This window comes from Qingrenia yutianensis (assembly GCF_014385105.1).
In the GTDB taxonomy this organism is placed as follows: domain Bacteria; phylum Bacillota; class Clostridia; order UMGS1810; family UMGS1810; genus Qingrenia; species Qingrenia yutianensis.
The window spans coordinates 1-708 of sequence record NZ_JACRTE010000089.1 but is presented as its reverse complement, the minus strand read 5'-3'; the positions used below and the strand labels follow the sequence as shown (position 1 = coordinate 708).

General features: G+C 43.9%; 2 protein-coding genes. Both read right to left on the bottom strand.

The annotated features are described in order from the left end of the window. Positions 1-100: 100 nt before the first annotated feature. The gene (locus H8706_RS12225; RefSeq protein WP_262432857.1) at positions 101-370 is read right to left on the bottom strand and encodes a SpoVG family protein; all 270 of its coding nucleotides are present in this window, start codon (positions 368-370) and stop codon (positions 101-103) included. A 5-nt stretch (positions 371-375) separates the two neighbouring features. Further along, the coding region (locus tag H8706_RS12220; RefSeq protein ID WP_262432856.1) for a DNA cytosine methyltransferase at positions 376-708 on the bottom strand (333 nt) is incomplete at its 5' end.

The window sequence follows — 708 nt, the reverse complement described above, 5'->3', positions numbered from 1 at the left end:
CAAGCTATACGGGGTATCATTACACAAAGTCTGTGTGTCAGACTTGCGGCACAATTAACTCCGTTGACGGTTCGGGTGCATATAACTTTAACAACAATGTTTACGGCTTGACCTCCTGCTGTGTTAATTTCTGTTCGTATGCTTCAAGCACCGCACTGTGGAGATTTTCTCTTCCCTCTTTTGTAATCGGGAAACAAATATCCTCATATTTGGCTCCTGCCTTACGGGAAGGCATTGACACAAACGGACCGTCATTGCCCTCAAAAATCCTCACACCTTTTACAACAAACTCGTCATTGATGGAAACCGAGGCAACTCCCTTTAAGCTTCCGGGTTTGTTAATAAGGTTCACGCTTGCTTTGTAATTCATAAATTCTACCCCTTTCTTTTATATAACTCATCATCCACTTCTTTTAACCTTTCACCGATTGCCTGTACCACATTTACGGTAACGGCATTCCCTGCCTGCTTATACACCTGATTATCGGAATTTACCAAGCATATCTTTTGAGCCTGTTCCTCACTGAATCCCTGCGCTCTCAAACATTCCTGTGGCATAAGCCGCCTTATCCGAAGTTTTTCTAAAATGCCATGTCTGTCTGTTGCGGTTATAGTGAACATCAGACCGTCCTCACCACGAAAACGAGGGCCGTTTTGCCTTTTATACAGCTTGCCGGGTGTTAAGCACGGCATAACGCCTTCAATAAT

Bases quoted from the DNA above. Each gene is read 5' to 3' on its own strand.
- H8706_RS12225 (WP_262432857.1), bottom strand. From the start codon at position 370: ATGAATTACAAAGCAAGCGTGAACCTTATTAACAAACCCGGAAGCTTA.